This window comes from Streptomyces sp. NPDC047841 (genome assembly GCF_040704085.1).
GTDB lineage: Bacteria > Actinomycetota > Actinomycetes > Streptomycetales > Streptomycetaceae > Streptomyces > Streptomyces argyrophylli.
In genome coordinates this window covers 173705-198008 of record NZ_JBEYRP010000014.1, presented here as the reverse complement: position 1 = coordinate 198008, position 24304 = coordinate 173705, and the positions used below count along the sequence as shown (strand labels likewise).

The following is a 24304-nucleotide window of genomic DNA, read 5'->3' as shown; positions in this document are numbered from 1 at the left end:
TGGCCAAGGAATGAGGGGCCACCCGCAGGAAGAGGTGGCCATGTCGAACACACACAACACATCACAGTCACAGGATTCACAGAAATCCCGGAAGTCGGACAACACCGAGAACACCGAGCAGACGCACGACACCACACAGAACGAGCCGGCAGCCCGGCGTCCGCCCCTGATGGAGGTGCTGCGCGAGGCGCGCAGCCAGCTCGCCGAACTGACGGGACTCGACCCGGAGACCGTGTCCTCCTTCGAGCAGACCGAGGACGGCTGGTCGCTGGAGGTCGAGGTGATGGAACTCGCACGGGTCCCGGACACCATGAGCCTGATGGCGAGCTACCAGGTCGAACTGGACCCCCAGGGGCAGCTCACCGGCTACCGGCGCGTTCGCAGGTACGAGCGCGGGCGGGCCGACGCACGCCGCGGCGGCTAGGCCCCCACCCGCGTCCTCGGGGCCACGCACCCGGCGTGGCCCCGATCATCCACCACACTCACGAGGAGGAGCGGCCGGCATGACCGTTGTCCCGGCACAGCAGTCCGGCGGCGGAGGCGGAAGCAGCGGCCTCTACGACGTCCTGGAACTGGTTCTCGACCGAGGTCTCGTCATCGACGCGTTCGTACGGGTCTCCCTGGTCGGCATCGAGATCCTGAAGATCGACGTCCGGGTCGTCGTAGCCAGCGTCGACACCTATCTGCGCTTCGCCGAGGCGTGTAACCGCCTCGACCTGGAGGCAGGGCCCCGCAAGTCCCCCGGGCTGCCCGATCTCGTCGGCGAGATCACCGAGAGCGGAGCCCGCGGCAAGTCCAAGGGCGCACTGTCCGGCGCCGCGCAGACCATATCCGACGCGTTCAAGCAGGCCCGCGAGGAAGGCGAGACCGAGACCCGGCGCCCCCGCAAGACCGCGGCCCGCCGGAAGGAGGGAGACGAGTGAGCACCTACGTCTACGGCATCACCGCACGCTCGCACCCGGCGCTCCCCGAGGGGATGACCGGAGTGGGCGAGCCGCCCCGGCCCGTCCGGGTCCTCACGGCGGGAGAGCTCGCCGCTGTCGTCAGCGACGCCCCGGAGGGCCTGCGCCCCAAGCGCAGGGACCTCCTCGCCCACCAGAACGTACTCGCCGAGGCGGGCGCGGCCGGATGTGTGCTGCCCATGCGCTTCGGCAGCGTCTCCCCGGACGACGACACCGTCATGTCGGTGCTGACCGAGCGGGCCGAGCACTACCTGGAGCGGCTGCGCGAGCTGGACGGCAAGGTCGAGTACAACGTCAAGGCCACGCACATCGAGGAAGCCGTCCTGCACCGCGTGATGGCCGAGAACGCGCAGGTCCGCGCCCTCGCCGAGGCCAACCGGCAGGCGGGCGGCGGCAGCTACGACGACCGGGTCCGCCTCGGCGAGATGGTCGCCGCCGCCGTCAAGGCCAAGGAGGGCGAGGACGCCGCCGAGGTGCAGCGCCTGCTCCAGCCGGGCGCCGCGGCGGTCAGCGTGGGCCCCGAGTCCACCGGGTGGCTGCTCAACGTCTCGTTCCTGGTCTCCCGGGACACGGCCGAGGACTTCCTGGCCGCGGCCGAGCGTGTGCGCAAGAGCCACGCCCATATCGAATTGCGGGTCAACGGCCCGTTGCCGCCGTACAGCTTCGTCGAACCCGGCCCGACCGCGCCCGCGGGCGCCACGGCCGGCGCCGGCACCGGAGCGTCGTAGCGGCGGGGCCCGGACGGAAGGAGGAGATCCGTGGGACTGATCTCGGAGGTGCTGCTGCTGCCCTTCGCACCGGTGCGCGGCAGCGCGTGGGCGATTGGGCATGTGCTCCGGGAGGCGGAGCGGATCTACTACGACCCGGCCACCGTCCGGGCCGAGCTGGCCCGCCTCGAGGAGCAGCTTCAGGCGGGTGAGATCACCGAGGAGGAGTTCGACCGGCGCGAGGACGAACTGCTGGACCGGCTGGAGATCGCCCTGCATCACGGCGACACGACAGGCAATGGGACGTGACCATGAACCGAACCGCACTGGGCCTCGCCGTAGGGGCCGGATACCTGCTCGGACGTACCAAGAAGCTGAAGATGGCCCTCGCCGTCGGCTCCCTGGCCGCCGGGAAGAAGATGAACCTCAGCCCGCGGATGCTCGCGGAACAGCTGAACCGGCAGCTGCTGGACAACCCGCAGTTCAAGGAGGTCGGCGACCAGCTCCGCCAAGAGCTGCGGGGCGTCGGCAAGGCCGCCACGGGCGCGATGGTGGAGCGGCAGATGAACTCGCTCGCCGACCGGCTGCACGGCCGTACGGCGCAGGTGCGCGACCAGCTGTCCGGAGCCGCGCCGGCCGGCTCCGACGAGGAGCGGGACGAGGACGAGGGCGAGGGCGAGGACGAGGAGCAGGAGGAGCACGAGGGGAAGCGGGGTGAGCGAGAACAGCCCAGGGGCGAGACCCGGGGCGGCGAGGGCGAGGCGCCCCGGAAGAAGACGGGCAAGAAGACGGCGAAGCAGGCCCCGGCCAAGAAGGCCTCCGGCGGGACGGCGGCCGGCCAGGCCCCCGCCAGGAAGGCCCCGGCCAAGAAGGTGGCGGCCAAGAAGACGGCGGCCAAGAAGACGGACGCGGCCCGCAAGACGGCCGCGAAGAAGACGGCGGCGGTCGGCGGTGCCGCCCGGAGCGCCGTCTCCCGGCAGTCGAAGGGCGGCGATGACCGATGACCGAGACCCTCGGAAGAGTGACCTCCAAGGCCGGTGAGGCCACCGGCGGCCTGACCGCCCCGCTGGCCGGCCTGGCCCGCAGCGAGGCCGCCGACCGGCTGAAGGAAGAGGCCCAGGAGTACCTGAACGCCCAGGCCCAGCGGCTGCTGACCGGGATCGGCCGGAAGCTCGGCGAGACCACCGGCAAGCTGAACGACATCGCCGAGGGCAAGAGCCCCGGCTTCGCCAAACTGGCGCTGGAGGGCGGGCGCAAGCTCGCCGAGGGCAAGGGACCGCTGCGCTCTGCGGTGGAGCTGGGCGCCTCCCACGCCAAGGACAAGGTAATGGAAACCGTGCGCAGCCTCGGCGGCAGCAAGGGCAAGAAGGGCGGCGCCGGCAAGAAGCCGACCGTCATCATGGAGTCCGTCGACGTGGGCGTACCGCTGCGTACGGCCTACGACCAGTGGACCCAGTACCAGTCCTTCTCCTCCTTCGCCAAGGGCGTCAAGAGCGCGAACCGCGCCGACGACACCACCTCCGACTGGCGGGCCAAGGTCTTCTGGTCCACCCGCAGCTGGAAGGCGAAGACGACCGAGCAGATACCCGACTACCGCATCCAGTGGACCTCGGAGGGCGCCAAGGGCACCACCAAGGGCGTGGTCTCCTTCCACCGGCTGGAGGACAACCTCACCCGGGTGCTGCTGGTCATGGAGTACTACCCGACCGGCCTGTTCGAGAAGACCGGCAACATCTGGCGCGCCCAGGGCCGCCGGGCCAGGCTGGACCTGAAGAACTTCGCCCGCTTCATCACCCTCAAGGGGGAGGCGGAGGACAGCTGGCGCGGTGAGATCCGCGACGGCGAGGTCGTGCAAAGCCACGAGGACGCCCTCGCGGAGGAGGAAGAGGAGGCCCGGGGAGAGGAAGAAGAGGGCGAGGAGCAGGAAGAGGGCGAAGAGGAGGCCCAGGGCGAAGAGGAGCCCGAGGGCCGGGAGCGCCCCGAGGAAGGCGAAGAGGGCGAAGAGGAGGAAGAGGAGGAGGAAGAGGAGCCCTACGAGGACGAGTACGAGGGCGAGACCGAGGAAGAAGCCGGGGAGGGCGACGAGGAGGGCGACGAGGACTCGTACGAGGACGAGGCCGAGGAGCCCGCCGAGGACGAGGAAGGCGCTGAGGAAGAGGAGGACGAGTACGAGGAAGAGGAGCCTGAGCACGCTGAGCGCGGGAGCCGTCGATGACGACACCCAGCCGCTTTCCCGAGCCCTATGGCCAGGGCTCGGGGGCGAACCTCGCCGACATCCTTGAACGTGTACTCGACAAGGGTGTCGTCATCGCGGGGGACATCAGGATCAACCTGCTCGACATCGAACTGCTCACCATCAAGCTGCGCCTCATCGTCGCCTCGGTCGACAAGGCCAAGGAGATGGGCATCGACTGGTGGGAGAGCGACCCGGCCCTGTCCTCCCGGGCCCGCCGTGACGAGCTGACCCGGGAGAACGCCGAGCTGCGAGAACGGCTCGCACGGCTGGAGGAACTGGAGTCGGGCCGCGCCCCGAAGGAGGCACCATGACGACCGGACTGCGGTACGTGTACGCCGTCTGCCGTCCCTTCGGGACGCCTCTGCAAGCACAGCTGCGGGGCGTCGGCGGCGCCCCGCCTGCGCTGCTGCACCACCACGGGCTGGTCGCGGTGGTCAGCACGGTCCCGGAGGCAGACTTCTGCGAGGGGGCCCTGAAGGCCCACCTGGAGGATCTCGACTGGCTCGCCGCGACCGCCCGCGCCCACCAGGGCGTGGTGGACGCGCTCACCACGGTCACCACCCCGCTGCCTTTGCGGCTCGCGACCGTCTTCCGTGACGACAGCGCCGTGCGCATGATGATCGAGGACCGCGAGGAGGACTTCCGCCGCCTGCTCGACCGGCTGCACGGCCGTGTGGAGTGGGGCGTGAAGGTGTATCTCGAACCCGAGCCCGCCGAACCCGAGTCCGCCGAGGCGGCGCGGCCGGCCAGCGGCCGGGACTACCTGCGCCGGCGGCGCCTGCAGAGCCACGCGCAGGAGGAGAACTGGCAGCGGGCCGAGCGGTTCGCCCACTCCCTGCACGAGCGTCTCGCCGAGCGGGCCGAGGATTTCCGGATGCATCCCCCGCAGAATTCCGCGCTCTCCCAAGCGCCGGGGCGAAACGTGCTCAACGCTGCCTATCTGGTGTCCCGGGCGCATTCCGAGGAATTCGTGGAACTGGTCGACCGGACCAAGGACGAGGCGCCCGGAATGCGGGTGGAACTCACCGGTCCGTGGGCCGCCTACTCCTTCTCCGGTGAGGCCTCGGGAGCGGAACCGGCTGTGGGATCGGGGGAGGGGCGGTGACCGTAGTCGAACGCCGCGAGATCGCGCTGGTCGACCTCCTGGACCGGCTGCTGGCCGGCGGAGTCGTCATCACCGGCGACATCACCCTGCGCATCGCGGACGTCGATCTCGTCCGCATCGACCTCAACGCGCTCATCAGTTCCGTGAACGAGCAGGTCCCGTCGCCCTTCGAGGAGCTCCTATGACCGCGCGGCAGCGCCGCAAGCAGCTCGACCTCGAGCCCGACACGGTCGAGCGCGACCTGGTGAAACTCGTGCTCACGGTGGTGGAGTTGCTGCGCCAGCTGATGGAGCGGCAGGCCGTGCGCCGCTTCGACACCGGTGAGCTGACCGAGGAGCAGGAGGAGCGGATCGGGCTCACCCTGATGCTCCTGGAGGACCGGATGGGCGAGCTGCGGGACCGCTACGGACTGCGGCCCGAGGACCTCAACCTGGACCTCGGGCCGCTCGGACCGCTGCTTCCGCGCGATGGGCACTAGCGTGGTGGGCCGCGCCGGGCACTAGCGCGGCGGACCGCTCACCACCGGTACCAGCGGCCCCTGCCGCCGCCCGCGGTCGTGCCGCGCACAAGGAATCCCAGCAGCCAGACGACGAGTACGACGAGGGCGATCCACCACAGCACCTTCAACGCGAATCCGGCACCGAACAGAATCAGTGCCAGAAGCAGGACCAGCAGGATGGGAACCATAGTGTGAACCTCCTGGTGTCCAGGTTCCCCGAAATTCGCGCATCAGGCATCTTTACGGCACAGAATTTCCCCGTGCAGGACCGCGAACCAGCCGTCCTCCCGCCGGCCCCAGTCCCGCCAGGCCTCCGACACGGCCCGCAACCGCTCCACCGTCGCGTGACCTCCCCGCGTGGCCCGGTCGGCGTAGTCGGAGGCGAGGGTGCGGTCCGCCCACAGCCCGCTCCACCAGGCCCGCTCCTCGGGCGTGGCGAACGTCCAGGTGCTGGAGCCAGCCGTGACGTCCCGCAGGCCCGCGGCCCGCGCCCACGCCGCCAGCCGGCGCCCGGCGTCGGGTTCGCCGCCGTTGGCCCGGGCCACCCGCTCGTACAGGTCCAGCCAGTCCTCCAGGCCGGGCGCCTCCGGATACCAGGTCATCGCCGCGTAGTCCGCGTCCCGTACGGCGATGAACCCGCCCGGCCTCGTCACCCGGCGCATCTCGCGCAGCGCCCGCACGGGGTCGCCGACGTGCTGGAGCACCTGGTGCGCGTGGACCACGCAGAAGGTGTCGTCCGGGTAGTCCAGGGCGTGGACGTCGGCCACCGCGAAGTCGACGTTCGTCAGACCGCGGCCGGCCGCGGTGGCCCGGGCCTGTTCCAGGACGCCGGGGGCCCGGTCGACGCCGGTGACCCGGCCGTCGGGGACCAGTTCCGCCAGGTCGGCGGTGATGGTCCCGGGCCCGCAGCCGATGTCCAGGATCCGCATGTGGGGCTTCAGCACGCCGAGCAGGTAGGCCGCGGAGTTGGCGGCGGTCCGCCAGGTGTGCGACCGCAGCACCGACTCGTGGTGCCCGTGCGTGTAGACGGCGGTCTCCTGCGCTTTCGGCATGGCTGAACCCCTTCACCCTCGTCGGCGTCACCGGCCGGACCCATCCGCCGGTACGGCCCAACCGTACGCGGGCATACCGAATGATGAGACCCGGATTTCACCATGTGGACAACGACGGTGTGGGCGGAGGGGGTTGTCCCGCACGCCCTCAGCGGGTGGCCGGCAGGGGGCGGTAGACCGTCAGGGCCTCCGGGAGCTTCTCCAGGGTCATCTCGCCCGACACCGTCGTCACCTCACCGTCGTACGCCAGCGGGGTGTCCGGCGCGATGCCGGTCAGCCGCAGCCGGTCCACCTGGACCGCCGCGTGCCCGGGCGAGCGGGTCAGCGGGCCCGCGACCGCCGCCGTGAGCAGCCGCAGCGCGGGCCTGCCGTTGCCGTGCACCACCCGCACGTCCAGCAGGCCGTCCGCCAGATCGGTACGGCGGCCCGGTGTGAGGCCCATGCGGTGGTAGACGCCGTTGCCGACGAACAGCAGCCACAGGGGCCGCCGCTCACCGCGCAGCTCCACCTCCAGCGGATGCCGGCCGGCGCGCAGCACGCGCAGCGCGCCGAGCACCCCGGCCGGCCAGCCGCCGATCCGGCTCGACCAGCCGTCCCGCGCGCGCACCAGTTCCGGGTACACGCCCAGGCTCAGCGTGTTGAGGAACAGCCCCCGTGTCTCCGGGGTGGTGAACCGGGCCGCGTCCACCCGGACCGCCTCGCCGTACCGGACGGCCTGGGCCAGCTGGCGTTCGTCCTCCACGCCCAGGTCGTAGGCGAAGTGGTTGAGGGTGCCGCCCGGCAGCACCGCGAGCGGCAGATCGTGCCGCAGCGCGATCCCGGCCGCCGCGTTCACCGTGCCGTCGCCCCCGCACACCCCGAGCACCCGGGCGCGGGCCGCCGCCTTCTCCAGCTCCTCGCCGACCTCCTCCGGCGCGCACTCGACGATCTCCGCCCTCGGCAGCGCGTCGTGCAGCGCCCGCACCCGGTCCGCCGTCCCCGACGCCCGGTTGGCGACCACCACCAGGCCGTCGCCCTCGGGCAGCGCGGGGGCCGCGGCGCGCGGCCGGTCGGGGCGCCGGATCTGGGAGCGGGTCGGCACCAGGCGCCGCACCAGGAAGGCGGCGCCCGCGCCCAGTGCGGCCCCGGCCAGTACGTCGCTCGGGAAGTGCACCCCCGTGTACACCCGGGACATCGCCACCGAGAACGCCACCGGTGCCACCGCGGCGCCCCACGCCGGGGACTCCAGGGCGACGCCGGTGGCGAAGGCGGCGGCGGACGCCGCGTGGCCGGACGGGAAGGAGGTGGTGATGGGCTGCCGCTTCAGCTGCCGCACCAGCGGCACCGGGTCCAGCACCGGCCGGGCCCGGCGCACCGAGCGCTTGCCGAGCGTGTTGATCGTCAACGAGGCCAGGCCCAGCGAGACCAGTCCGCGGGCCGCCGCCCGGCGAGCCCGGGGCGTGCGGCTCGCGGCCATCGCGGCGGCCGTCGCGAACCACAGCACCCCGTGGTTCGCGCTGCGGCTCAGGCGGGGCAGGACGTGTTCGGCGCCGGGCCAGTGCCAGGCGGCGGCGGCGTTGAACACACGGCCGTCGAGGTTGAGCAGCGTGCGCAGCGGGGTGCGGGCGGCGGCCGCGGGGGCAGTCAGGTCCACGTCTGGGCTCATGGGGTCCGCTTACCCGGAAGCGCCCGCTTCTTGTCCTCGTCCCCGCCCGCCGACCGGGTGAGACAGGAAGACCCCGGCCGCCCCTGCTCCCCGTCCGGCCCGAACCGTCTGCCGGACACCCCCGCGCCCGGCCCGGGCCGGCACCGCCCGGCGGGCGAGACGCCGGGGACGACGGGACAGCCGACGGGTCCGTCACCGCGAGGAGGCTTTCGGGGGCCGGGGAGAGCCGGCCGGCGTACGCGCGGGCCGGTGCGGGAGCGGTGGCGCGCGGTCTCCGTGACGTCCGGCCCGCGACGGAGGGTGGGGTACGGGGTCCTCGTGCCGCTGTCCCCCGAGGGCCCGGAAGCGGGGCCCGAGACGGCGATGGTCCGCAGGAGCCTGCCACCAAGACCTGTCCGGCACCTCGACAACCGCACGCCACCGGAGCGGCCCCGCAGGCCCCCCGTGCCGGCCGGTGTTCCGGTCCGCCGCGTGGCCGGGCGGGCTCGGCGGACCCCCGCCCCCGCGGCGGTTCCGCTCACGGCCCATCGGGCGGCGGGCCGGGGGGGTGGATAAGGGTTTGCCCCGGACGGGGGGTGGCTCGGAGAATGCCTGGCCATGGGACATCTGGAAGCCGCGCACCTGGAGTACTACCTCCCCGACGGGAGGGCGCTGCTCGGCGACGTGTCCTTCCGGGTGGGCGAAGGGGCCGCCGTCGCCCTGGTCGGCCCGAACGGCGCGGGCAAGACCACCTTGCTGCGGCTGATCTCCGGAGAGCTGAAACCGCACGGCGGCAGTGTGACCGTCAGCGGCGGCCTCGGCGTCATGCGCCAGTTCGTCGGCTCCGTGCGGGACGAGACGACCGTGCGCGACCTGCTCGTCTCCGTCGCCCCGCCCCGCATCCGCGAGGCGGCGAAGACGGTCGACGAGGCCGAGCACGCCATCATGACCGTCGACGACGAGGCGGCCCAGCTCCGGTACGCGCAGGCCCTCGCCGACTGGGCCGAGGTCCGCGGCTACGAGGCCGAGACCCTGTGGGACATGTGCACCACCGCCGCGCTCGGCGTGCCGTACGAGCGCGCCCAGTGGCGGCAGGTGCGCACCCTCTCCGGCGGCGAGCAGAAGCGGCTCGTGCTGGAGGCGCTGCTGCGCGGCACCGACGAGGTGCTGCTGCTGGACGAGCCGGACAACTACCTCGACGTGCCCGGCAAGCGGTGGCTGGAGGAGCAGCTCAAGGAGACCCGGAAGACGGTCCTGTTCGTCTCCCACGACCGCGAACTCCTCGCCCGCGCCGCCGAGAAGATCGTCTCCGTCGAACCGGGCCCGGCCGGCGCCGACGCCTGGGTGCACGGCGGCGGCTTCGCCACCTACCACGACGCCCGCCGCGAACGCTTCGCCCGCTTCGAGGAGCTGCGCCGCCGCTGGGACGAGAAGCACGCCCAGCTGAAGAAGCTGGTGCTGACGCTCCGTCAGGCAGCCGCCGTCAGCCACGAGATGGCCTCCCGCTACCAGGCCGCCCAGACCCGCCTGCGCAAGTTCGAGGAGGCCGGCCCGCCGCCGGAGCCGCCCCGCGAGCAGGACATCACCATGCGGCTGAAGGGCGGCCGGACCGGCGTACGGGCCGTCACCTGCCAGGGACTCGAACTGACCGGGCTGATGAAGCCGTTCGACCTGGAGGTCTTCTACGGCGAACGAGTCGCCGTCCTCGGCTCCAACGGCTCCGGAAAGTCGCACTTCCTGCGACTCCTCGCCGGCGAGGACGTCGCCCACACGGGGCAGTGGAAGCTGGGCGCCCGGGTCGTACCCGGCCACTTCGCCCAGACCCACGCCCACCCCGAGCTCCAGGGCCGCACCCTCCTGGACATCCTCTGGAAGGAGCACGCCCAGGACCGGGGCGCCGCCATGTCCCGGCTGCGCCGCTACGAACTCACCCAGCAGGCCGAACAGACCTTCGACCGGCTCTCCGGCGGACAGCAGGCCCGCTTCCAGATCCTGCTGCTGGAGCTGGCCGGCGCCACCGCGCTGCTCCTGGACGAGCCCACCGACAACCTCGACCTGGAGTCCGCCGAGGCCCTCCAGGAGGGTCTGGAGGCGTTCCAGGGCACGGTCCTCGCGGTCACCCACGACCGCTGGTTCGCCCGCTCCTTCGACCGCTTCCTGGTCTTCGGCTCCGACGGCCGGGTCCGCGAGACGGCGGAACCGGTCTGGGACGAGCGGCGGGTGGACCGGGCCCGCTGACCCGGGCCCGCCCGCCGCGCCGCCCGGCCGGTCCGCGGCGCCGGGGCCGTCACCTCCAGCGCAGCAGCGCGCCCATGCCGCCCGCCGCGACCTCGTCGCCGGCCTCCTCCAGCACCGGCGTCAGCGAGACGACCGGCGCGTCCGTCACCACGGCCGCCCGCACCAGCGCGTCATCGGCGCGGGCCGGCCAGGCGTGCTCCTCGCCGATGCTCCTCAGCTCCGTACGGCGGGCCGCCAGCTGGTCCGGGTCCTCGCCGATCCAGACCTCGCGGTGGGTGTCCGGCGCGTCCGGACGGATCAGCAGCTCGGCCAGCCGGTGCTCGCGCGCCGCCTCGATCAGCTGCGGCACACCCTCGACCGCCGCGGCCCGCCGCTCCTCGTCCGGCGTCCGGGCGGCCCGGTACCGGTCCACGTCGGCCAGCACCCGCTCGCGGACGTGCCGGGCCCGGATGTCCTCCACCTCCCGCGGCAGCAGCCTGCTGCCGATGCCGTGCGCGGCCCGGACGGCCCGGTCCCGCAGCGGCTGGGGCAGCTGCTCGTGCACCGACCGGCACTCGCGCTCCTCCCCGCACAGGATCAGCAGATCGGCCCCGGTCTCGGCCTGACAGGCCGCGAGGGCCTCGGCGATCTCCCGGGCGTTGTGCTCCCAGGTGTTCTCCACCTTCAGCTGGAAGTGCCGCTCCGACCAGTCGGAGGCCTTCGCCCGGTGCATCGGCCACTGCCGGCTGCCCAGCACGTGCCCGGTCTCCTCCTGGAGCACCGCGCTGCGCAGCTCGAAGTCGGCACCGGTGCGGTCGACGTACGCCACCAGCGACACCGGGTCCTCCCCGGCCAGGTCCAGCAGCGGCGTGACGTGCGGCAGCGTGCCCCAGTGCACCAGGCCCTGCGGCGGGGCCCGGGTCAGCGGCACCTGGAGCACGATCTCGCCGTTGCGGGCGAAGACGGCCCGCCCGTACGGCTCCGGGCTGTGCCGCAGCGCGTCCACGGTGTCGTACACCGCCCGGCAGGTGGCCTCGTCGGCGCCCTGCTCGCGCAGTCGCCGGGCCACCGCCTCCGCCGTCAGGTGCCGCCGGTGCGCCATGTCCTCGTCGTGCTGCGACAGGTCGACGTAAGCGGAGGCCCAGGACCCCGGATGTTCGTACAGTGGACTCAGGAACGCGAGCTCCATGGATTCCTCCCGGAAATCGCTCGGGGGCAGTGCGTGCCGGGCGGGTACCCGTAGCCCATGAACGAACACGACGAGCGGGGCACCACCATGACCGGAGTCGACCCCAGCCGGCTGGACGACCAGCAGCTCATGAAGGAGCTGGAGACGATCCACCGCACGCGCCACGACACTCTCCTGTACGGCTCGAACGACGCACTGCGGGCCCACAACGAGCGCATGGCGCAGCTGGAGGGCGAGTACCTGCGCCGCAACCCCCGCCGCCTGGTGAGCGCCGCCCGCACCCGCGAGGGCGCCCGTGAGCGCGGCTGTGGCGAGGCGGCGGCTCCGGGCACCCCCGGCACCTGACGCCCCCACGGGACGCGGCACCCACACGAAAGGGCCGGCCCTGACGGGCCGGCCCCCTCACGTCCCGCGGCCGGTCAGCCGGCCTCACCGGCGAACACGTGCAGGAACGCGTCGCAGAACGCCTTCAGGTCGTCCGGCTTGCGACTGGTCACCAGCTGGTTGGAGCCGTGGTCGCAGATCTTGACCTGCTCGTCCACCCAGGTGCCGCCGGCGTTCCGGATGTCCGTGCGCAGACTCGGCCAGGAGGTGAGCACCCGGCCGCGTACGACGTCCGCCTCCACCAGCGTCCACGGCGCGTGGCAGATCGCGGCGACCGGACGGCCCCGCTCGAAGAAGTCCTTCACGAACGCGACGGCCTTCTCGTCCATCCGCAGGAAGTCCGGGTTGGCCACCCCGCCCGGCAGGACGAGACCGCCGAACGACCCGGCCGACGCCTCACCCACCACCTCGTCCACGGGGAACGTGTCCGCCTTGTCCAGGTGGTTGAACGCCTGGATCTTCCCGGACTGGGTCGACACCAGCACCGGCTGGTGCCCGGCACCGGAGGCCGCCTCCCACGGCTCGGTCAGCTCGACCTGCTCGACTCCCTCGGGTGCCACCAGAAACGCGATACGCATGATCCTCAGCTTCCTTTCACTCTCCGCAGTGCTGCCCGGTGGGCCCGGGCCCGGCCCTTGCGCGCCCGGGCCGCCCGCCGGCAGCGCATCAGTTCCTCCCCGTACGGCAGCAGCACACAGGCGCCGATCATGAGGCCGATGCCCGCCAGGTAGCCGGGCGACAGCGGGCGCCGGCGCGGTACCAGACGCCACACGTCCGGGTCCCCGCGCCCGCCGCGCAGCAGCGACCGCACCTGGTCGGCGTGCAGGCACATCAGCGAGGCGAGCCCGCCGAACGGCAGCGACTCCAGAAAGCTGTGGATGTGCTGCTCGACGGGCTTGACCTCACGGTCGCTGTGGACGGCGGTCCGCACGTCCCACAGGGCCGTCGCCTCGTGCACCGCCGCCGCGCCCAGCTGCACGGACAGCAGCAGCGGATTGACCTCGTAGCGCAGGGTGAGCGCGATGGGCAGGCCCACCTCGGCCATCATCAGCGAATGGATCAGGGACTCCTTCGTCCCCGCCGTCTCCTCGATCCGGGTCCGCCGGTGCATCGCCCAGTCGGCGAGCCCCGGCACGAACCAGCCGGGCAGCAGCCCGTACAGCAGGAACCGGGTGGTCGCGTCCCCCACGTCGACCGTGGCACCGCGCGCGACGCCGGCCGCCTGGTCCTGGCTCATGTGCCGCCCACCACCGCCTCGGCCAGCTGCTGCACGTTCTCGTACCGGCCGCCGTGCGGCAGCGCGGCCACCGCGTCGATCAGCCCGCCGGGCGCGTTGCCCCGGCGCAGCGCCCGGGCCAGCTCGCCCGGCTTCGCGGGGAAGGCGTGCCGGCTCAGGTGCCGGGCCAGCTCCAGCCGGGTCCGCTCCAGCGACGCCGGAGACCCCAGACCGCCCACGGGTCCGCTCCACACCTCCGGATCGTCGTCCGCGGCGGGCTCCGGGTCGTGCCACTCCTCGGCGCGCGTGGGATGGCCGGACCGGAGCAGCCCCTTCAGTTCGTGCTTCATCTCGTCGTCCCGGTGGACGCTCAGCCGGTCACTGCCTCGCTGCATGTCTCCCTCCAGAGGGTCGAAGGTCCGCACCGCGTACCCGGTACCGCACGTCCGACACGGGGTCGGCGCCGTCCGGCCACCGCCGGGCGGGATCACCCGGCGTGACGAAGCACTACTAGTGCTTCTGCCGGCCCGGCAGGAACTCCTGCACCTTCGCCTTCAGCCCCTGCTTGACCATCGAGCCCCGGTCGGCGTCGCCCTTGAGGATCGACGCGGCCGTGGCCTCCATCTGCTCCCAGCCGGCGTGCGGCGGGATCGGCGGGACGGCGGGGTCGGTGAGGAACTCGATCACCGCGGGTCCGTCCGCGTCCAGGGCGGCCCGCCAGCCCGCCTCCACGTCCTCCGGCTTCTCCACCCGGACCCCGGTCAGACCGAGCGACCGGGCGAACGCCGCGTACTGCACGTCCGGGATCGACTGCGACGGCAGGAACGACGGGGCGCCCTCCATGGCCCGCATCTCCCAGGTCACCTGGTTGAGGTCCTGGTTGTTCCACACGGCCACCACGAGCCGCGGATCCGACCAGCGGTCCTGGTACTTCGCCGCCGTGATCATCTCCGCCAGGCCGTTCATCTGCATCGCCCCGTCCCCGACCAGGGCGACCACCGGCCGGTCCGGGTGGGCGAACTTCGCCCCGATCGCGTACGGCACACCGGGGCCCATCGTCGCCAGCGTCCCCGACAGCGAACCGCGCATGCCCGGCCGCATCGTGATGTGCCGCGCGTACCAGTTGGCGACCGAACCGGAGTCGGAGGTGAGGATCGCGTTGTCCGGCAGCAGCGGGTCCAGTGCCCGGGCCACGTACTCCGGGTTGATCGGGTCGGCCGACAGCCCGGCCCGCCGTTCCATCGTCTCGTGCCAGCGCTTCACGTTCGCGCAGATCGTGTCGTGCCACTCGCGCCCGCGCCCGTCCGCCTGCAGCAGCGGGATCAGCCGCCGCAGCGTTTCCCGGGCGTCGCCGACCAGGTTCACCTCGTACGGGTAGCGCATGCCGATCATGTGCGGGTCGATGTCGATCTGCACCGCCCGCGCCTTGCCGAAGTCCGGCATGAACTGTGTGTACGGGAAGGACGAGCCGATCGTCAGCAGTGTGTCGCAGTCCCGCATCATCTCGTACGACGGCCGGCTGCCCAGCAGCCCGATCGGCCCGGTCACGTACGGCAGTTCGTCGCTCAGCACGTCCTTGCCGAGCAGCGCCTTCGCCACCCCCGCGCCGAGCATCTCGGCGATCTCGCGGACCTCGGCGACCGCGCCCGCGGCGCCCTGGCCGATCAGGATGGCCACCTTGTCGCCCGCGTTCAGCACGTCCGCCGCCCGGCGCAGCGCCTCGTCCGTCGGGGTCGCCGTGGAGTCGCTCATCCCCAGGCTGGAGGGCACCATCTTGAACTCGTGCGTCGGCGGGGAGTAGTCCAGCTCCTGCACGTCGCCGGGGATGATCAGCGCGGTCGGGCAGCGCCGGGCGTACGCCGTCCGGATCGCCCGGTCCAGCACGTTCGGCAGCTGCTCCGGCACGGTCACCGTCTCGACGAACTCCGAGGCGACGTCCTTGTACAGGGTGTGCAGGTCCACCTCCTGCTGGTACGAACCGCCCATCGCCGTCCGGTTGGTCTGCCCGACGATGGCCAGCACCGGCACATGGTCCAGCTTCGCGTCGTACAGGCCGTTGAGCAGATGGATGGCCCCCGGTCCGGACGTCGCCGCGCACACCCCGATCCGGCCGCTGAACTTCGCGTACCCGACCGCCTCGAACGCGGACATCTCCTCGTGCCGCGACTGGATGAACCGCGGCTGGTCCTCGGCACGGCCCCAGGCGGCGAGCAGCCCGTTGATGCCGTCACCCGGGTAGCCGAAAACCTGCTCCACCCCCCAGGCGCGCAGGCGCTCGAGGATGTGGTCCGAGACCTTGGTGCTCATGGAGAGACCTCCCGGTGCAGTGGGAAGCGGACGATCCGGTCAGTGACTACCGAGTGACCTGCGCGGGGGGCGGAAAACCTCGGGGCGGGTACGGGAGCGGGTTCCGGACGCCCGGTACGCGCCGTCGGCCGGACCGTCACCCGGCCGGCCCCGTGTGTCCCGCGAATGGGCTCCGGCCGCGCGCGGTGCGGCGGTGCGCGGGCTGTCATGGCAGCGAGGGCACGCCCCGTGTCCCTCCGTCACCCGGGCACCGCACGGTGCCGCCGACGCCGGTGTACGGCGGTCGCACCGCGCGCGGCCGGTACGCCGGTGGACGCCGTACCGCGTACCGGTGCCCGGCCGTCCCGCCGCCGCCCGTTGTCCGCCGCCCGCCGCCTGTCGTTCGCCGAGGAGCCCCGCCCATGCGCCGCACCGTCCGCGCCCTGTCCGCCGCCCTCGCCGCCGGTGCCGTGCTCGCCCTCACCGGCCCGGCCGCCGTCGCCGGCGCCGCCCCCGGCACCCGCACGGCCCCCGCGTCCTGCGACCCCGCCGGCGCACCGGTGCCGGTCGCGCTGTCCGCCGCCACCGGCCCCGCCGCCGCCCGGACCGCCGACGGCCCCTGCGCCTTCGCCCCCGGGACGCCGGGCGGGTCCTCGGCCGGCGGCCACCCCGTCACCCGGAGCGGCAAGGCCCCCACGGCTGCGGCCACGGCCTGCGGGGACGGCACACCGTGCGGCCCGGACAGCCCGCGGACCGCCGGGCGGGAGGGCGCGGAGGCCGGGCCGGGCGAAGGGTGGGAGGGCCTCGGGCCGGAGGGCATCGGGCCGGAGGGCCTCGGCCAAGGGGGCCTCGGCCAGGACGGTGCCGGCCGGGTCGGCGCGGGTGAGGTGGGGCCCGGACAGGTGCCCGGACCGGACGGCGGGGGACAGGACGGGGGCGGGGCGGGAGCCGGGCGGGACGGCACCGGGCAGGGCAGCGGTGGACGGCAGGACACCGGCAAGGACTCCGCCGGGCGGGACGGCACCGGCAAGGACTCCGCCGGGCGGGAGAGCGCCGGCAAGGACCCCGCCGGGACGGGCGAGGACTCCGCCGGGCAGGACGGTTCCGGGCGGGAGTGCGCGGGCGCGGGAGCCGGTGCGGGGGCGGGCTCCTGCGGTCATGACGGCGCCTGGTGCGCGGAGTCCGGGGACGGGGGCTGCCCGGACGGCCGTACCTGCCGCGCGTCCGAAACATCCGACACCTGCGCGCCCGCCGGCGTCCAGCACGGCGTGGAGGCGGGACAGGGCGGCACCTTCGGCGGCTCGGTCCCCGCACTGGCCGCCGGCGCCGCCCTCATCGCCGCCGCCTGCGCGGGTGCCGGCTACCGGCTGTCCGGTCACCGGCGGTTGCGGGGAGGCGCGCACGCGGGGATGTGATCCGGGCGACTTCCGGCGCCGCCCATGGAGGTCCGTCCGGCGGGTACACACCTCCCGAGGGCACCGACGGGGGACCTCACCGGAACCGCCCGCCGCACGAGCCGGTCCCGGACACCTCACGACGCGGCACGACACGGACGACGACACGGACACCCGCCCAGGCAGGTCGGAGATCCACACGGCACACGCGGACGGCCCGGCGGCCCCCGGCGACGGCACGGCCCGGAGCGGGCGGCACGACGGCACCACGGACTGCGCGGAGGCGGACATGCGGCGGACGGACCCCGGAGAAGGCCACGGTCCCGTCCGGTACGGCCCGCCGCTCCCCGGCGACGGCCTGCCCGTGCTCCCCGAACTCTCCGCCGTGCTCTCCGCCGCCGCGGGACGCGCCGACGCCCACCCCGTCGGCGGCGCCCCCGCCCTGCTGGAGGCGGCCTGCGGCTACTGGACCCGCCGCGGCCTGCCCTGCGTCCCCGACCAGGTGGCCGCCGGACCCGGCGCCCCCGCCCTGCTGCTCGCCCTGACCGCCGCGCTCGCCGGCGACGGCGCCGACGTCCTCGTACCCCGGCCCTGCCCCGCCTGGTGGGCCCCGTACGCCCGCGTCCTCGGCCGGCCCGCCTACCACGTGCCGACCCCGGCCGAGGGCGGCGGGGTCCCCGACCCGTACGCCCTGCTGGAGACCGTCCGCCGGGTCCGCGCCGAGGGAGGCGACCCGCGGCTGCTGGTGCTGTCCGTCGCCGACGACCCCACCGCCACCGTCACCCCGCCCGAACTGCTGCACGAGACCGTCGAGGCCGCCACCGCCGAGGGCCTGCACCTGGTCAGCGACGAGACCTGGCGGGACACCCTGCACGCCCCGCACGACACCGTCCTGCTCAGCCCCGCCGAGATGTGGCCCGAGCACGTCACCGTCGTCACCGACCTGGCCGGCTCCCTGCTGCCGCCCGGCTGGCCCGCCGCCGTCGCCCGCTTCCCGGCCACCGACGGCGGACGGCGCCTCCACGCGCGCGTGCTCGACATCCTCACCGCCCTCGCCGCCCGCCTCCCCGCACCGGTCGCGGCGGCCGCCGGCTACGCCCTGGACGAGCCCCCGCCCGTCGTCGAACGCCGCGAGGCCACCGTACGGCTGCACGCGCGCGTGGCCGCCGCCGCGCACGCCGCCGTCGTGGCCGCCGGCGCGCTCGCCCGGCCCCCGCAGGCCGGCCGGCACCTGTACGTCGACCTCGGCCCGCTGCGCGAACCGCTCGCCGCCCAGGGCGTCACCGACGCACAGGAACTGGAGGACCTCCTCGGCGCACGGCTCGGGATGCCCGCGCCCGGCGGCCACCGCTTCGGCGACGACCTCGCGGCGCTGCGCGTCCGGCTCGCCACCGGGCCGCTGCTGGGCGCCACGGACGAGGAACGCACGGAATGCCTCAGCTCACCCGAACCGTTGGAACTGCCACACGTGCACCGTGCGTTGATCTCCTTGAGGTCGGCCTTCGGCCATCTCCGCGACGACGCTCAGCGATGGGAGCCTCCTCGATGACGCAGCAGACGCAGCAGACGCAGGAGCCGGGCGCGGCCACGACGACGGCCGTGGCAGCCGGCGAACCCGCCGCGCCGGCCCCCCTCGCGCCCCCTTTCCCGCCCCTGGCCGAGCCCCGCCCGCTCGGCGAACAACGGGTCTGGCCGCGCACGTTCCACGACCGGCTCACCGCACCGCTGCCCGGCCTGAAGGCCCTCGCCCGCTTCGCCCGCGAAGGCGCCGTGCGCCCCGGGCCCGAGGGCCTCGCCGACATCCCGCGGCTGCCCTACGCCCCGGCCCCGCTGCCCCGCGTCGACACCCGCACCCTCGCCGTCACCTGGGCGGGGCACGCCAGCTGGATCGTCCGCATCGGCGGCCTGACCGTCCTCACCGACCCCGTCTGGTCCCGCCGCATCCTCGGCACCCCGGCCCGCATCACCCCCGTCGGCGTGCCCTGGGAGAGCCTGCCCCGCGTCGACGCCGTCGTCATCAGCCACAACCACTACGACCACCTGGACGCCCCCACCCTGCGCCGGCTCCCGCGCGACACCCCGGTGTTCGCGCCCGCCGGCCTCGGCCGCTGGTTCCGCCGCCGCCGGTTCACCCGCGTCACCGAACTCGACTGGTGGGAGGGCGCCGAACTGTCCGGCGTCCGCTTCGACTTCGTCCCCGCCCACCACTGGTCCAAGCGCACCCTCACCGACACCTGCCACAGCCTGTGGGGCGGCTGGGTCCTCACCGGCCCCGACGGGCAGCGCCTCTACTTCGCCGGCGACACCGGCTACGGCCACTGGTTCTCCCGCATCGGCCGCCGCTACCCCGGCATCGACCTCGCCCTGATGCCCATCGGCGCCTACGACCCCCGCTGGTGGCTCAGCGACGTCCACTGCGACCCCGAGGAAGCGGTGCAGGCCACCCTCGACCTCGGCGCCCGCCGCATGGCCCCCATGCACTGGGCCACGTTCGTCCTCGCCGCGGAACCGGTCCTGGAGCCGCTCACCAGGGTGCGGACGGCCTGGGAGAAGGCGGGGCTGGAGCGCGAGGACCTGTGGGACCTGCCGATCGGCGCCTCAAGAGTGCTCGACTGACACCGCGTCCCGGCGCGCCCTCACCCGGCGGCCCGGACCCGCCGCCACACACCGGGCGCCGCGCTGACCAGAACCGTCAGCACCACCGCGACCAGCACGCCCTCCCACGGCTCGGCGAACAGCGAACCCCCCAGTATCCCGATCACCTGGTAGGTGGCCGCCCAGGCGAGACAGGCGGGCAGGTTCCCGCGCGCGAACCGCCTCAGCGGCCACTCCGCCATCAGACAGGCCAGCATCACCGGTATCCGCCCGGCCGGCAGCAGCCGGGACAGCACCAGCACCGCGATCCCGTGCTCGGCCAGCTTCCCCCGCGCCTGCGCGAGCCGTTCCTCCGGCGCCCGCGACCGTATCGCCTCCAGCCACCGCGAGCCGTTCTTCGACCGCATCCCGCGCCGCCCCAGCCAGTACAGCGCCGCGTCCCCCAGGAACGCGGCCAGCGACGCCGTCAGGAACACCAACGCCAGCGAGAGCGGCGCCGTCTGATGGAACGCCACCACCGCCGCCGAACTCACCAGCGCGCCCGTCGGCACGACCGGCACCAGCGCCCCGATCAGCACCAGCAGGAACAACGACGGATAGCCCATCAGCTGCTGCGCCGGCCCGGGCGTCACCGCCCGCGACACGTCGGCGAGCCACGTCACCGCGCGACCTCCAGCCGCACGCTCTCCCCGTGCCCCAGCTTGTGCACCGCCACCCCCGGCGCGGCCACCGCCGCCAGCCGCACGAACTCGTCACCCGGCGCGTGGAACTCGTGCGGGCGCACCGCGTCCATGCCGATCGGCCAGTACGTCCCGTAGTGCACCGGCACCGCCAGCCGCGGCCCCAGCCGGGCCAGCGCGCCGGCCGCGCGGCCCGCGTCCAGATGGCCCTCCCCGAGGTACGGCCCCCAGCCGCCCACCGGCAGCAGCGCCACGTCCACCGGCCCCACTTGCTCGGCCATGTCGTCGAACAGCCCGGTGTCCCCGGCGAAGTACGTCCGGGCCTCGCCCTCGACGACGTAGCCCAGCGCGGGCGAGCGGTGCGGACCCACCGGCAGCCGCCGCCCGTCGTGCAGCGCCGGCACCACCCGCACCAGCAGCTCGCCGATGCGCACCTCGTCCCCGGGAACGACCTCGGTGATGCGCAGCTGTCGCAGCCGGCGCAGACCGGGCACCGCCCGTGGTGCGCCCCGGGGCACGAGCAGGCGCGTGCCCGGTTCGAGGCAGGCCAGCGACGGCAGGTGCAGATGGTCGGCGTGCAGGTGGGAGACGAGCGCCGCGTCCGCACGGCGGGCCCCGGGGGGCGGCACCGCACCCCGGCGGCGGCGCAGGTGCGCCAGCCGCCGGGCGAACAGGGGGTCGGTCAGCAGGCGTACGTTCGCATCCTCCAGCGCACAGGTGGCGTGCCCCCACCACGTGATCTCCACCGGCACCTTCTTCGCCTCCTTCACGCGACTCCCCGAAGCCTACGGGCAGGAGTAGGGTCGGCGGCGAAACCCGGAGGTGAGGGGGACGCCATGGGACAGCCGCGGGGTGCCTTCGGGGCGCTCACGACCGTGCGGGTCACCGCCATCGCCAGCCTCACGCCCCTGGAGGAGCTGGAGGCCGACCCCTTCCTGGTGGACTCGCGCAGCCAGCACGCGATGTGCGCCCGCTGGGCCGCCGAGCGCGGCCTGGTGGTCGCCCGGGAACTCCTCGTCGGCGGACTGCGTTTCGACCACTGCGCGCTCTGGGACGGGGTGCGGCCCGGGGTGGACGTGTTCGTCGCGCCCAGCCTCCGGGTGCTGCGCAGGGCCCTGTCGTCGGTGGAGGAGTTCACCGCCGAGTGCGCGCGCCGGGGCGTGCGCGTGGAGACGGTGGGGCGGGCCGAGCCCGCGTACGACGCGCAGATGAAGGCGCGGGTGCACCGCCGGCTGTCCATGCCGACGGCCGGCTACGACGGACGGTGACCCCGCCCCGGCCCCGCTCCCGACGACCCGCCGGGGCGGACGGCCGCGCGTGTGACAAGGTGGAGCCGGGCTCGATCGGGCCGGTGAAGCGAGAGGAGGCCCCCCGGCCACAGGGCGGGGGAGGGCCGGGACGTGAGGTGTGCGGGGCGTGGGCGGGGTGCGGTGGCGACGGATCGCCAGTCAGGTCGGGCGCAGCATCGCCGTATGGGCGGTCTCCACGGTCACCATGCTGGTCCTCGCCGCGATCCTGCCCGACTTCCGGCTCCAGTCCGCCGACGGTGACAGCGCCACCCGCATCGCCGTGGCCGCCGCGTGCGGTGCCGGCGCCTTCGGCATCCTCTCGGCCGTGGTCTGGCCGCTCCTGGTCCGCCTGCTGCTGCTCGTCCCCGCCCTCGTCCTCGGCCTGCTGGTCTTCTTCCTGAACGGCTCCCTGCTGCTGCTCGCCCTGCGCATCAATCCCTCCGGGCGCGGCGAGGCCGCGCCCGAGACCGCCGTCATCGTGGCCGCCGTGATGTCCGCCGTCGCCTCCGCCACCGGCGCGGCCCTCGCGGTGCGCGACGACGAGACCTACCGGCGCCGCCTGCACCGCCTCGCCACCCGTGGCAGACGGGACCACCCGCCCTGCCCCACCGCGCCCGGACTGCTGTGCGTGCAGCTCGACGGCGTCGGCCACGACGTCCTGGTCGACGCGGTCCGCAAGGGGCTGATGCCGACGGTGGGCCGCTGGCTGTCCGGCGGCGAGGGCGTACGGCCGGTGAGCGGGGGCGGGCGCACACCGCCGGCGGAGGGCGCCCCGCGACCGGCGGCCGGCCGGGTCCGGCCCACCCACCGCCTCACGCCCTGGCGCACCGACTGGTCCAGCCAGACCGGCGCCAGCCAGCTCGGCATCCTGCACGGCAGCACCTTCGACGTGCCGGCCTTCCGCTGGTACGAGAAGGACCGGGGCGAGGTGATGGTCTGCAACCGGCCGACGAGCGCCGCCGAACTGCAACGCCGGGCCATCCGGCACACCGGCGACGGCGGACTGCTCACCGTCGACGGCGCCAGCCGGGGCAACCTGTTCAGCGGCGGCGCAGGCGAGCAGGCCCTCGTCCTGTCCATCGCCACCCGCCGCCGCGGACCGGCGAACCGTTCCCGCGCCGGGTACTTCGCCTACTTCCGCGACCCGGCGGGCGCCGTCCGCACCGCGCTGTCGTTCGTCGCCGAGGTGGGCCGCGAGATCGGCCAGTCCACCCGCGCCCGTCTGCGCGCAGAGCGCCCGCGCGTCGGCCGGGGCGGCCTCTACCCGTTCGTCCGCGCCTTCGCCACCGTCGTCGAACGGGACGTCGTCGTGACCGCGGTCATGGGCGACATGCTCGCCGGCCGCACCGCCGTCTACGCCGACCTCGTCGCCTACGACGAGGTCGCCCACCACTCCGGCCCGCACAGCCGCGACGCCCAGAAGGTCCTGCAACGCCTCGACCGCTCCCTCGCCCTCCTCGAACGGGTCGCCGAACACGCCCCGCGCCCCTACCGGATCGTCGTCCTCTCCGACCACGGGCAGAGCCCCGGCGAAACGTTCCGCGCCCGCTACGGCCTCACCCTCGGCGACCTGGTCCGGGCCGGCTGCGGACTGCCCGTCCCGCGCCGGGCCCAGCGCACCCGCAGCGGCGCCGAGGCCCGCGCCGCCGTCCGCGCCGCCCTGGGCCGGCCGGTCGAGGAGAAGGGCGAGCACCACCGCCCCTCCCGCCGCTCCGAGCCGATCGTGCTGGCCTCCGGCAACCTCGGGCTCATCTCCTTCCCGGACGTCCCGCACCGCATGACCAAGGAGGAGATCGACGCCCGCCACCCCGCCCTGCTCACCACCCTCGCCAACCATCCCGGCATCGGCTTCCTCCTCGTGCGCAGCGAGGAGCACGACGGCGTCGTCCTCGGTGCCTACGGTGCCGAGATCCCCCTGGCCGAACTGGACGACGACGCCGGCCCGCTGGCCCGCTTCGGCCCCGGTGCCGCCGACGCCGTCCGCCGCACCCACTCCTTCCCGCACACCGCCGACATCATGGTGAACTCCGCCTACGACCCCGCCGACGGCGAAGTCCTCGCCTTCGAGGAACAGATCGGCTCGCACGGCGGGCTCGGCGGCGCCCAGTCCCACCCGTTCCTGCTCTCCCCGCACGAGCTGTCCGCACCGGCCGCGGACGGTGCGGAACTGACCGGCGCCGAGCACGTCCACCATGTGCTGCGCCGCTGGCTGAGCGAGCTGGACGGACCCCAGGTGCCGCTCACCGAGGCGGTGGAGGAGGAGCGGGCCGCCTGACATCCGGCCGAGCCCGCGGGGACGTCACCTGCCGTTCACGCCCCGTGGACCGGTCTTCGGAGTGCGACGGGCCCGGATGTGATCGGATAGGGGCATCCGGGAACCCCGGAACCGCGACACTCGCGAAAGGAAGCATCGTGGCAACCACGCGCACCGCGCACACCGTCTGGGAAGGCAACCTGCTCGAAGGCAACGGCATCGTCACCTTCGACTCCTCCGGCATCGGCCAGCAGCCGGTCACGTGGGCCTCGCGCGCCCAGGACGCGAACGGCAAGACCAGCCCCGAGGAGCTGATCGCCGCCGCCCACTCCAGCTGCTTCTCCATGGCCCTCTCGCACGCCCTGGCCGGCGCCGGCACCCCGCCCACCCGGCTGGAGACCAACGCCGACGTCACCTTCCAGCCCGGCGAGGGCATCACCGGCATCCACCTCACCGTGCGCGGCGAGGTGCCCGGCCTGGACGCGGACGGCTTCCGGTCCGCCGCCGAGGACGCCAAGAAGAACTGCCCGGTCAGCCAGGCCCTGACCGGTACGACGATCACCCTGACGGCCGAACTGGCCTGACGCCCGCCCGGCCCCGGCCGCCGCGCCCCTC

General features: G+C 74.0%; 28 protein-coding genes. 18 read left to right on the top strand and 10 right to left on the bottom strand.

What is annotated here, in order from left to right:
- Positions 1 to 40 precede the first annotated feature (40 nt).
- From AB0947_RS24680 to AB0947_RS24635, 10 genes are all read left to right on the top strand, one after another.
- On the top strand, positions 41 to 424 hold the full coding sequence (locus AB0947_RS24680; protein WP_366752512.1) for a gas vesicle protein: 384 nt from the start codon (positions 41 to 43) through the stop codon (positions 422 to 424).
- A gap of 79 nt (positions 425 to 503) precedes the next feature.
- Entirely contained in the window at positions 504 to 923 is a 420-nt protein-coding gene (locus AB0947_RS24675) for a gas vesicle structural protein GvpA (RefSeq protein ID WP_366752511.1), read from the top strand.
- A complete protein-coding gene (locus AB0947_RS24670) occupies positions 920 to 1690 on the top strand; it encodes a GvpL/GvpF family gas vesicle protein (RefSeq protein WP_366752510.1) in 771 nt (256 codons plus the stop codon). Before AB0947_RS24675 ends, AB0947_RS24670 begins: the two co-directional genes overlap by 4 nt.
- Positions 1691 to 1720: 30 nt before the next feature.
- Positions 1721 to 1978 (top strand): gas vesicle protein GvpG, encoded by a 258-nt coding sequence (locus AB0947_RS24665; RefSeq protein WP_366752509.1) that lies wholly within the window; start codon positions 1721 to 1723, stop codon positions 1976 to 1978.
- A 2-nt stretch (positions 1979 to 1980) separates the two neighbouring features.
- A complete protein-coding gene (locus tag AB0947_RS24660; RefSeq protein ID WP_366752508.1) occupies positions 1981 to 2673 on the top strand; it encodes a DNA primase in 693 nt (230 codons plus the stop codon).
- The gene (locus tag AB0947_RS24655; RefSeq protein WP_366752507.1) at positions 2670 to 3884 is read left to right on the top strand and encodes an SRPBCC family protein; all 1215 of its coding nucleotides are present in this window, start codon (positions 2670 to 2672) and stop codon (positions 3882 to 3884) included. The genes AB0947_RS24660 and AB0947_RS24655 overlap by 4 nt, the downstream gene beginning before the upstream one ends.
- On the top strand, positions 3881 to 4216 hold the full coding sequence (locus AB0947_RS24650; protein ID WP_366752506.1) for a gas vesicle protein: 336 nt from the start codon (positions 3881 to 3883) through the stop codon (positions 4214 to 4216). The genes AB0947_RS24655 and AB0947_RS24650 overlap by 4 nt, the downstream gene beginning before the upstream one ends.
- Entirely contained in the window at positions 4213 to 5010 is a 798-nt protein-coding gene (locus tag AB0947_RS24645; protein WP_366752505.1) for a GvpL/GvpF family gas vesicle protein, read from the top strand. Before AB0947_RS24650 ends, AB0947_RS24645 begins: the two co-directional genes overlap by 4 nt.
- Positions 5007 to 5195, top strand: a complete 189-nt coding sequence (locus tag AB0947_RS24640) for a gas vesicle protein (protein WP_030643599.1) — start codon at positions 5007 to 5009, stop codon at positions 5193 to 5195. Before AB0947_RS24645 ends, AB0947_RS24640 begins: the two co-directional genes overlap by 4 nt.
- Positions 5192 to 5488: a gas vesicle protein K gene (locus AB0947_RS24635; RefSeq protein WP_366752504.1), complete on the top strand. Its 297-nt coding sequence runs from the start codon at positions 5192 to 5194 to the stop codon at positions 5486 to 5488. The genes AB0947_RS24640 and AB0947_RS24635 overlap by 4 nt, the downstream gene beginning before the upstream one ends.
- A 38-nt stretch (positions 5489 to 5526) precedes the next feature.
- Here AB0947_RS24635 and AB0947_RS24630 read toward each other — a convergent pair whose 3' ends face one another.
- The 3 genes from AB0947_RS24630 to AB0947_RS24620 all read right to left on the bottom strand — a co-directional run bounded on the left by AB0947_RS24630 (position 5527) and on the right by AB0947_RS24620 (position 8206).
- Positions 5527 to 5697, bottom strand: a complete 171-nt coding sequence (locus AB0947_RS24630; protein WP_366752503.1) for a hydrophobic protein — start codon at positions 5695 to 5697, stop codon at positions 5527 to 5529.
- A 42-nt stretch (positions 5698 to 5739) separates the two neighbouring features.
- Positions 5740 to 6561: a class I SAM-dependent methyltransferase gene (locus tag AB0947_RS24625; protein WP_366752502.1), complete on the bottom strand. Its 822-nt coding sequence runs from the start codon at positions 6559 to 6561 to the stop codon at positions 5740 to 5742.
- 148 nt (positions 6562 to 6709) lie between these two features.
- Positions 6710 to 8206 (bottom strand): phosphatase PAP2 family protein, encoded by a 1497-nt coding sequence (locus tag AB0947_RS24620; RefSeq protein WP_366752501.1) that lies wholly within the window; start codon positions 8204 to 8206, stop codon positions 6710 to 6712.
- A gap of 597 nt (positions 8207 to 8803) precedes the next feature.
- Between AB0947_RS24620 and AB0947_RS24615 the strand changes: the two genes are divergently transcribed.
- Positions 8804 to 10423: an ATP-binding cassette domain-containing protein gene (locus tag AB0947_RS24615; RefSeq protein ID WP_366752500.1), complete on the top strand. Its 1620-nt coding sequence runs from the start codon at positions 8804 to 8806 to the stop codon at positions 10421 to 10423.
- A gap of 49 nt (positions 10424 to 10472) precedes the next feature.
- Here the strand turns inward: AB0947_RS24615 and AB0947_RS24610 are convergent, their stop codons facing one another.
- On the bottom strand, positions 10473 to 11591 hold the full coding sequence (locus tag AB0947_RS24610; protein ID WP_366752499.1) for a Vms1/Ankzf1 family peptidyl-tRNA hydrolase: 1119 nt from the start codon (positions 11589 to 11591) through the stop codon (positions 10473 to 10475).
- A gap of 57 nt (positions 11592 to 11648) precedes the next feature.
- Between AB0947_RS24610 and AB0947_RS24605 the strand changes: the two genes are divergently transcribed.
- The gene (locus tag AB0947_RS24605; RefSeq protein ID WP_366752498.1) at positions 11649 to 11936 is read left to right on the top strand and encodes a DUF6158 family protein; all 288 of its coding nucleotides are present in this window, start codon (positions 11649 to 11651) and stop codon (positions 11934 to 11936) included.
- Between the two features lie 74 nt (positions 11937 to 12010).
- On the opposite strand, the gene AB0947_RS24600 is transcribed toward AB0947_RS24605, so the two are convergent.
- The 4 genes from AB0947_RS24600 to AB0947_RS24585 form a co-directional block, all read right to left on the bottom strand.
- The gene (locus tag AB0947_RS24600) at positions 12011 to 12553 is read right to left on the bottom strand and encodes a type 1 glutamine amidotransferase domain-containing protein (protein WP_366752497.1); all 543 of its coding nucleotides are present in this window, start codon (positions 12551 to 12553) and stop codon (positions 12011 to 12013) included.
- Positions 12554 to 12558: 5 nt separating this feature from the next.
- Positions 12559 to 13212, bottom strand: a complete 654-nt coding sequence (locus AB0947_RS24595) for a diguanylate cyclase (protein WP_366752496.1) — start codon at positions 13210 to 13212, stop codon at positions 12559 to 12561.
- Positions 13209 to 13586, bottom strand: a complete 378-nt coding sequence (locus tag AB0947_RS24590) for a DUF2795 domain-containing protein (RefSeq protein WP_366752495.1) — start codon at positions 13584 to 13586, stop codon at positions 13209 to 13211. Before AB0947_RS24590 ends, AB0947_RS24595 begins: the two co-directional genes overlap by 4 nt.
- 115 nt (positions 13587 to 13701) lie before the next feature.
- Positions 13702 to 15498 carry a thiamine pyrophosphate-requiring protein gene (locus AB0947_RS24585; RefSeq protein ID WP_366752494.1) on the bottom strand — a complete coding sequence of 599 codons (1797 nt, stop codon included), beginning with the start codon at positions 15496 to 15498 and terminating at the stop codon, positions 13702 to 13704.
- Positions 15499 to 15899: 401 nt separating this feature from the next.
- On the opposite strand from AB0947_RS24585, the gene AB0947_RS24580 reads away from it, so the two are divergent.
- The 3 genes from AB0947_RS24580 to AB0947_RS24570 all read left to right on the top strand — a co-directional run bounded on the left by AB0947_RS24580 (position 15900) and on the right by AB0947_RS24570 (position 19487).
- A complete protein-coding gene (locus tag AB0947_RS24580; RefSeq protein ID WP_366752493.1) occupies positions 15900 to 16892 on the top strand; it encodes a hypothetical protein in 993 nt (330 codons plus the stop codon).
- Between the two features lie 268 nt (positions 16893 to 17160).
- A complete protein-coding gene (locus AB0947_RS24575; protein WP_366752492.1) occupies positions 17161 to 18420 on the top strand; it encodes an aminotransferase class I/II-fold pyridoxal phosphate-dependent enzyme in 1260 nt (419 codons plus the stop codon).
- The gene (locus AB0947_RS24570) at positions 18417 to 19487 is read left to right on the top strand and encodes an MBL fold metallo-hydrolase (RefSeq protein ID WP_366752491.1); all 1071 of its coding nucleotides are present in this window, start codon (positions 18417 to 18419) and stop codon (positions 19485 to 19487) included. Before AB0947_RS24575 ends, AB0947_RS24570 begins: the two co-directional genes overlap by 4 nt.
- Positions 19488 to 19507: 20 nt before the next feature.
- On the opposite strand, the gene AB0947_RS24565 is transcribed toward AB0947_RS24570, so the two are convergent.
- Complete coding sequence (locus tag AB0947_RS24565; protein ID WP_366752612.1) at positions 19508 to 20071, bottom strand: VTT domain-containing protein; 564 nt, start codon at positions 20069 to 20071, stop codon at positions 19508 to 19510.
- A gap of 53 nt (positions 20072 to 20124) precedes the next feature.
- Positions 20125 to 20898 (bottom strand): MBL fold metallo-hydrolase, encoded by a 774-nt coding sequence (locus tag AB0947_RS24560; protein ID WP_366752611.1) that lies wholly within the window; start codon positions 20896 to 20898, stop codon positions 20125 to 20127.
- An 84-nt stretch (positions 20899 to 20982) separates the two neighbouring features.
- Here AB0947_RS24560 and AB0947_RS24555 point away from each other — a divergent pair, with 84 nt between their 5' ends.
- The 3 genes from AB0947_RS24555 (at position 20983) to AB0947_RS24545 (ending at position 24273) form a co-directional block, all read left to right on the top strand.
- Positions 20983 to 21414, top strand: a complete 432-nt coding sequence (locus AB0947_RS24555; RefSeq protein ID WP_171151089.1) for a hypothetical protein — start codon at positions 20983 to 20985, stop codon at positions 21412 to 21414.
- A 148-nt stretch (positions 21415 to 21562) separates the two neighbouring features.
- Positions 21563 to 23710, top strand: a complete 2148-nt coding sequence (locus tag AB0947_RS24550) for a phage holin family protein (protein WP_366752490.1) — start codon at positions 21563 to 21565, stop codon at positions 23708 to 23710.
- A gap of 137 nt (positions 23711 to 23847) precedes the next feature.
- Entirely contained in the window at positions 23848 to 24273 is a 426-nt protein-coding gene (locus AB0947_RS24545; RefSeq protein ID WP_014676038.1) for an OsmC family protein, read from the top strand.
- Positions 24274 to 24304: the final 31 nt, after the last annotated feature.

Bases quoted from the DNA above. Each gene is read 5' to 3' on its own strand.
- AB0947_RS24680 (WP_366752512.1), top strand. From the start codon at position 41: ATGTCGAACACACACAACACATCACAGTCACAGGATTCACAGAAATCC.
- AB0947_RS24675 (WP_366752511.1), top strand. From the start codon at position 504: ATGACCGTTGTCCCGGCACAGCAGTCCGGCGGCGGAGGCGGAAGCAGC.
- AB0947_RS24660 (WP_366752508.1), top strand. From the start codon at position 1,981: ATGAACCGAACCGCACTGGGCCTCGCCGTAGGGGCCGGATACCTGCTC.
- AB0947_RS24655 (WP_366752507.1), top strand. From the start codon at position 2,670: ATGACCGAGACCCTCGGAAGAGTGACCTCCAAGGCCGGTGAGGCCACC.
- AB0947_RS24650 (WP_366752506.1), top strand. From the start codon at position 3,881: ATGACGACACCCAGCCGCTTTCCCGAGCCCTATGGCCAGGGCTCGGGG.
- AB0947_RS24645 (WP_366752505.1), top strand. From the start codon at position 4,213: ATGACGACCGGACTGCGGTACGTGTACGCCGTCTGCCGTCCCTTCGGG.
- AB0947_RS24635 (WP_366752504.1), top strand. From the start codon at position 5,192: ATGACCGCGCGGCAGCGCCGCAAGCAGCTCGACCTCGAGCCCGACACG.
- AB0947_RS24630 (WP_366752503.1), bottom strand. From the start codon at position 5,697: ATGGTTCCCATCCTGCTGGTCCTGCTTCTGGCACTGATTCTGTTCGGT.
- AB0947_RS24625 (WP_366752502.1), bottom strand. From the start codon at position 6,561: ATGCCGAAAGCGCAGGAGACCGCCGTCTACACGCACGGGCACCACGAG.
- AB0947_RS24620 (WP_366752501.1), bottom strand. From the start codon at position 8,206: ATGAGCCCAGACGTGGACCTGACTGCCCCCGCGGCCGCCGCCCGCACC.
- AB0947_RS24615 (WP_366752500.1), top strand. From the start codon at position 8,804: ATGGGACATCTGGAAGCCGCGCACCTGGAGTACTACCTCCCCGACGGG.
- AB0947_RS24610 (WP_366752499.1), bottom strand. From the start codon at position 11,591: ATGGAGCTCGCGTTCCTGAGTCCACTGTACGAACATCCGGGGTCCTGG.
- AB0947_RS24605 (WP_366752498.1), top strand. From the start codon at position 11,649: ATGAACGAACACGACGAGCGGGGCACCACCATGACCGGAGTCGACCCC.
- AB0947_RS24600 (WP_366752497.1), bottom strand. From the start codon at position 12,553: ATGCGTATCGCGTTTCTGGTGGCACCCGAGGGAGTCGAGCAGGTCGAG.
- AB0947_RS24595 (WP_366752496.1), bottom strand. From the start codon at position 13,212: ATGAGCCAGGACCAGGCGGCCGGCGTCGCGCGCGGTGCCACGGTCGAC.
- AB0947_RS24590 (WP_366752495.1), bottom strand. From the start codon at position 13,586: ATGCAGCGAGGCAGTGACCGGCTGAGCGTCCACCGGGACGACGAGATG.
- AB0947_RS24585 (WP_366752494.1), bottom strand. From the start codon at position 15,498: ATGAGCACCAAGGTCTCGGACCACATCCTCGAGCGCCTGCGCGCCTGG.
- AB0947_RS24580 (WP_366752493.1), top strand. From the start codon at position 15,900: ATGCGCCGCACCGTCCGCGCCCTGTCCGCCGCCCTCGCCGCCGGTGCC.
- AB0947_RS24575 (WP_366752492.1), top strand. From the start codon at position 17,161: ATGCGGCGGACGGACCCCGGAGAAGGCCACGGTCCCGTCCGGTACGGC.
- AB0947_RS24570 (WP_366752491.1), top strand. From the start codon at position 18,417: ATGACGCAGCAGACGCAGCAGACGCAGGAGCCGGGCGCGGCCACGACG.
- AB0947_RS24565 (WP_366752612.1), bottom strand. From the start codon at position 20,071: ATGGGCTATCCGTCGTTGTTCCTGCTGGTGCTGATCGGGGCGCTGGTG.
- AB0947_RS24555 (WP_171151089.1), top strand. From the start codon at position 20,983: ATGGGACAGCCGCGGGGTGCCTTCGGGGCGCTCACGACCGTGCGGGTC.